Source organism: Mediterraneibacter agrestimuris (assembly GCF_943193195.1).
GTDB lineage: Bacteria > Bacillota > Clostridia > Lachnospirales > Lachnospiraceae > Schaedlerella > Schaedlerella agrestimuris.
Window position 1 is genome coordinate 1 of the sequence record NZ_CALPDG010000090.1, and the last position, 4132, is coordinate 4132.

Annotated in this window: 5 protein-coding genes; all 5 read right to left on the reverse strand. The window is 34.9% G+C overall.

Annotated elements, in window-relative coordinates; genetic code table 11:
* Positions 1-420: 420 nt before the first annotated feature.
* Genes NFS18_RS18950 through NFS18_RS18970 form a run of 5 tightly spaced genes read right to left on the reverse strand, consistent with a single transcriptional unit; the run spans position 421 to position 3799 of the window.
* Positions 421-615, reverse strand: coding sequence for a UPF0175 family protein (locus NFS18_RS18950; RefSeq protein ID WP_251393089.1), 195 nt, complete (start codon positions 613-615; stop codon positions 421-423).
* 15 nt (positions 616-630) lie between these two features.
* Positions 631-822 carry a hypothetical protein gene (locus NFS18_RS18955; RefSeq protein WP_178601584.1) on the reverse strand — a complete coding sequence of 64 codons (192 nt, stop codon included), beginning with the start codon at positions 820-822 and terminating at the stop codon, positions 631-633.
* 46 nt (positions 823-868) lie between these two features.
* On the reverse strand, positions 869-2626 hold the full coding sequence (locus NFS18_RS18960) for a DUF2326 domain-containing protein (RefSeq protein WP_251393090.1): 1758 nt from the start codon (positions 2624-2626) through the stop codon (positions 869-871).
* The gene (locus tag NFS18_RS18965; protein ID WP_009243231.1) at positions 2611-2841 is read right to left on the reverse strand and encodes an ABC-three component system middle component 6; all 231 of its coding nucleotides are present in this window, start codon (positions 2839-2841) and stop codon (positions 2611-2613) included. The genes NFS18_RS18960 and NFS18_RS18965 overlap by 16 nt, the downstream gene beginning before the upstream one ends.
* Positions 2825-3799, reverse strand: coding sequence for an SMEK domain-containing protein (locus NFS18_RS18970; protein WP_009319921.1), 975 nt, complete (start codon positions 3797-3799; stop codon positions 2825-2827). The genes NFS18_RS18965 and NFS18_RS18970 overlap by 17 nt, the downstream gene beginning before the upstream one ends.
* Between the last annotated feature and the right edge of the window lie 333 nt (positions 3800-4132).

Below are 4132 nucleotides of genomic sequence, written 5' to 3' on the forward strand. Positions count from 1 at the left end.
CAAGCGTGATAATTATATTGAAAACAAAGTGGCTCTCAAGTATGAGAACGATAGCTCCCAAGCTTGATAATAATCATTTCCTCTCTTTCATGCAAAAAAGGCAGGATACCTCCCTTTTTACGGGAACATATCCTGCCTGGTCTCTTTATTATTTTGTTTTCATTTTCTGTTTTATCATAAATATGATAAAGAAAAACTCCCCAGCTAAACTGGGGAGCCTCCAAAAGCTATACCTTGCGGTCCTACGGCTTCGTTTTTTATCACATCTCACAGTTCTTAATTACTTCACTGTGAAATTTAATCATGACTTTACCATATATAACGAAAGGTTCCCGAAGAAACCTTCCGGACTACAGGCTTCGCAAGTTTCTGTAGTGCGATCACTTTTATCATACCTTTTTTTAACAGATTTGTCAAAAACTATTTCCTATCTTTTACTTCTACTAGAAATTCTTTCTCTGACATACCTGCAATCTGTGAACACAGTGCAACTGACACCCCTTTTTGCATATGGAATCCAAGTGCAACTTCTTTCTTTGCAAAATTGGTTGCTTGTTCTACCGTATACTTGACATCAAATAAAACAGCTTTCGGTATTTCAATCTCAATCTGCATATTTTCATCCTTTCACTATTCACTGGCTTCACATTTCTTCTGCCATTCTTCAAAAGCCTCCGAAGCGTTTCTCACTCTTCCTTTCCCTATATCTCGGTATCCTGTTTCCAGCTTTTGGTGAAGTTCTGCTTTCGTCATAGTATCTGCATTAATAGAACATCGCATTTTCAAAACTGAAACATCTTTTGCTGCTTTTCTTAAATCCATGAAATACCTCCAAACTTAGAACAAAACATCCCTTCTACATACGCTACTATTTTTCCTGATAGTTTCGTCCTAAAAATTTCTTTTCTTTCGTAAACACAGCTACCTGATGTTCATCAATATTCATCTGAATTAATTTCCGCTGTTCCTCATTTTCGATTTTATCCCGATTCAACGTGAGAATGTATTGAAAATCCTGATACTGCTCTTCCTGCTTGTAAATATAATTCAAACATTGAACTAGCGTATCTTGATCCACATCGAAAATGTTGTCATGTACTAAAAACAACGGATGCCTTTCTCTGGTGTATTGATTAAATAATAACGCCATATCATAAATGAATACCTTTGTTCTGTCTACACTATGGCTTCCATCATCGTAAATACGAAGCGTCAATTCAACTGGTGTTTTCTTTCGTGCCTTATCAACAGTCTGGATGCTAAATGAACATTCCTTATTTCCCATAATAGATTCATGAATTTCCAAAATGGTATCAATAAAGTCATCCATGATTTCTTTGTTTTGCTCAATCTCACTATCAATTTCCATGAGTTGCTGGGTTTTTTGTAAATTCAGCATTCTTTTCTTTTTCTCATTCTTTTCGTATTGATCAAACAAAAACTTCGTATGAGAAATGGAATCCTTCTTCGCCTCATAAATCTTTAAACTTACTTTTAGATTCTTTAGCACTCCTTTTTTATCGATGACTTTCAGTTTCTCTGAATATTCATCATCCAGTACCCGAATTTGTTCCGCAATACTTTTCAATTGGCTCTCCAATTCCTTTGCCTTTTGGTTTACCAATGTTCTTTGGAATTCTTCTATTTTGTTCTTAAACCCTACGACTTCATTTAGAGATTTTACTACTGCATTTCCCAACTCGCTCTTAAATTGATTATAGACCAATTCAATTTCTCTGTCATCAATCTGCTCCGGCTTTGGCATTTTTCTGATTTTTTCATAGTCATACCGCAAAGCCTTTTGACGTTTACGCAGCTGATCCAGCAAGTCCTCCAACTCAATAAGGTCTGCCTCCATAGAATCAAAAGTTTCATTCGTTTTAAAACTTTCAATCGCATCTTCCAATTTTTGTAATTCATCTTCCAATGCATTTAATTCTGCCTTAACATCTGAGATTTTCTTTTTTCCTTCTTGCGTCAATTCCTTTTTATCTTTTGCAAGGACAGTATTAACAGCCTCTATCTCCCTAATGGTTTCTAAAGTGTTTTTATATGCCTCTAAGGAAAATCCTAATAAGAACAAGTGTGCGCTCAAATCATCTGGAATCTTTTTTGTCAAATCATGACATTTGATGATATCTGTGAATTCCGAACGTTCATCTCGCATCAAAATTGAAAACAAATTTCTGAAACTAGGTACTTTCTTCCCATTTAACTTCGGGAAAATAATTCCGGTCAGATATTCTCTTGCATCCTGAAGTTTATCAAAAGATACGGTTCTCCCTTCTCTTATGATTACAGGTTGATCCGCTTGTTTCCGGTTTCTTTTTATAGTGATTGCTTCGTCTCCTATGTCCAAATCCAATATTACGTTTTCTTCTAACGGAAATACTTCTTTCGGTATTTTTGCGATTCTTGATTTTTCATAATCATTCAAGAAACCAAAATCTAAGAACTCAATACTCATAGACTTTCCAACACCATTTGTTTTCCGACCTTTTACAGAACTATCATCGTATTTCTCGCCTAATATAATATTGACTCCGTCATGAAAAGAAATCTCTTCAAAAATATTACTTTCTGAATAGAGCCGATTGAGACGAATACGACTTATTTCTTTACCCATATATTCGCCTCCTCAAATTCGACAATATTAACAGAATATAAAAAGGAAAGCCCCAAAATCAACTGTCTGCTGCTTGTGATCCCCGCCTTTTTCAATGCTTTAGATACATCATAAATAGAAATCTTCCCAGCTTCCTGCTTTTTTATCTCTTTGAGTATGAGATAGCCAATATACATTGCGGAAGATTTTAGTGCATTGCTACTTGCCAGCATCATACTCACTCCTTTCGTTTGGGAATACCCTACATTTAATCATTTCGTTGACAAGATAGAATTTAATTGCAGAACGGTCATACTTTTTACCATTCGCGCTTAATTTTGTTTCAAAATATGTAACCAGTTTATTCAATGCAGCAATCGGATTATCCTGCTCTTCTTCCAAAAATTGTACGCTGATATCCTGCAGATAGAACATAATAATAATGTCTTGTGCCTCATCGATCCCCAGCGTTTCGTTTACAATCTTCAGTGCTTCCCCATAAATGGTGTAAAGTGTCGTATATTCTGCAATCAATCTATCTGCAAAATCCCGAAACCTTTTATAAATCTTATACTCCGGATCTACCGTTGTCTCACAAGGCTTCTTTACTTTTCTGTGTTGTGAAATATACTCTATCAAATCTATGATCGTGTCCACTTCACTGGCCTGCGTTTCTTTCACTGAATAATATTTATTACACAATTCTGCCGACAGGTAATTACTGATTGCTTTTATTTGTTCTGTTTCCAACTCTCGAACATCTTGCATCAGTTTTTCTACATCCCAAATGTCTCTTTCTTTTTCAAATGAAAACATTCCCTGTGTATCAAAATTGGAAGAATATTTTTTCTTCTGTGTCAAAATCAGCACAATCAATCTATCATAGCTCTGATACGCTTTGTTTTTATTAAATTCTTCTATCGTATGCTTAATCTTTGTACTACTATTATCTGATGTGACTTGAACTGCTATCCTATTCTTTGGATCTACCAAATCAATCGCCGGGGCATTTTTCTCCAAATAGTTTGCATTTTTCAATTCATATCCATAGATAAGATTCAATAATCCGGGAAAGAAATCTTCTGCAACGATGTTAATATCATAGAGATTTACCGCATTCAAGATAGACACTTCCCGACTTAATAAGGCCAGACTCTCAGCCACATTTTTCAAATAAACCTCTTTGTTCATCATGCTCTTTCACTCTCCTCATTTGTTGCTTGCTTCATTCTACCACACTTTTTTCTAAATTACTATTGATTTTTCCAGAAAACTATGGTATATAGAATTCCTTTTTTATCATATAAAATCTACACAAATCCTCCTTTTTTGATTATTATCAAGCTTGAGAGCCACCACTATATATAGTGGTCACGATAGAAAATATTGATATGGAATATTGGCCTCTTTTAAACTGTATATCATGAAGGATTATATCTTTCAAATACATTTTAAGGAGGTTTTCTTTATGTTTAAGAAAACAAGAGTGAGGCAGATCATAGAACTGCTTCAAAAGAATCTGAGTGA

Bases quoted from the DNA above. Each gene is read 5' to 3' on its own strand.
- NFS18_RS18950 (WP_251393089.1), bottom strand. From the start codon at position 615: ATGCAGATTGAGATTGAAATACCGAAAGCTGTTTTATTTGATGTCAAG.
- NFS18_RS18955 (WP_178601584.1), bottom strand. From the start codon at position 822: ATGGATTTAAGAAAAGCAGCAAAAGATGTTTCAGTTTTGAAAATGCGA.
- NFS18_RS18960 (WP_251393090.1), bottom strand. From the start codon at position 2,626: ATGGGTAAAGAAATAAGTCGTATTCGTCTCAATCGGCTCTATTCAGAA.
- NFS18_RS18965 (WP_009243231.1), bottom strand. From the start codon at position 2,841: ATGATGCTGGCAAGTAGCAATGCACTAAAATCTTCCGCAATGTATATT.
- NFS18_RS18970 (WP_009319921.1), bottom strand. From the start codon at position 3,799: ATGATGAACAAAGAGGTTTATTTGAAAAATGTGGCTGAGAGTCTGGCC.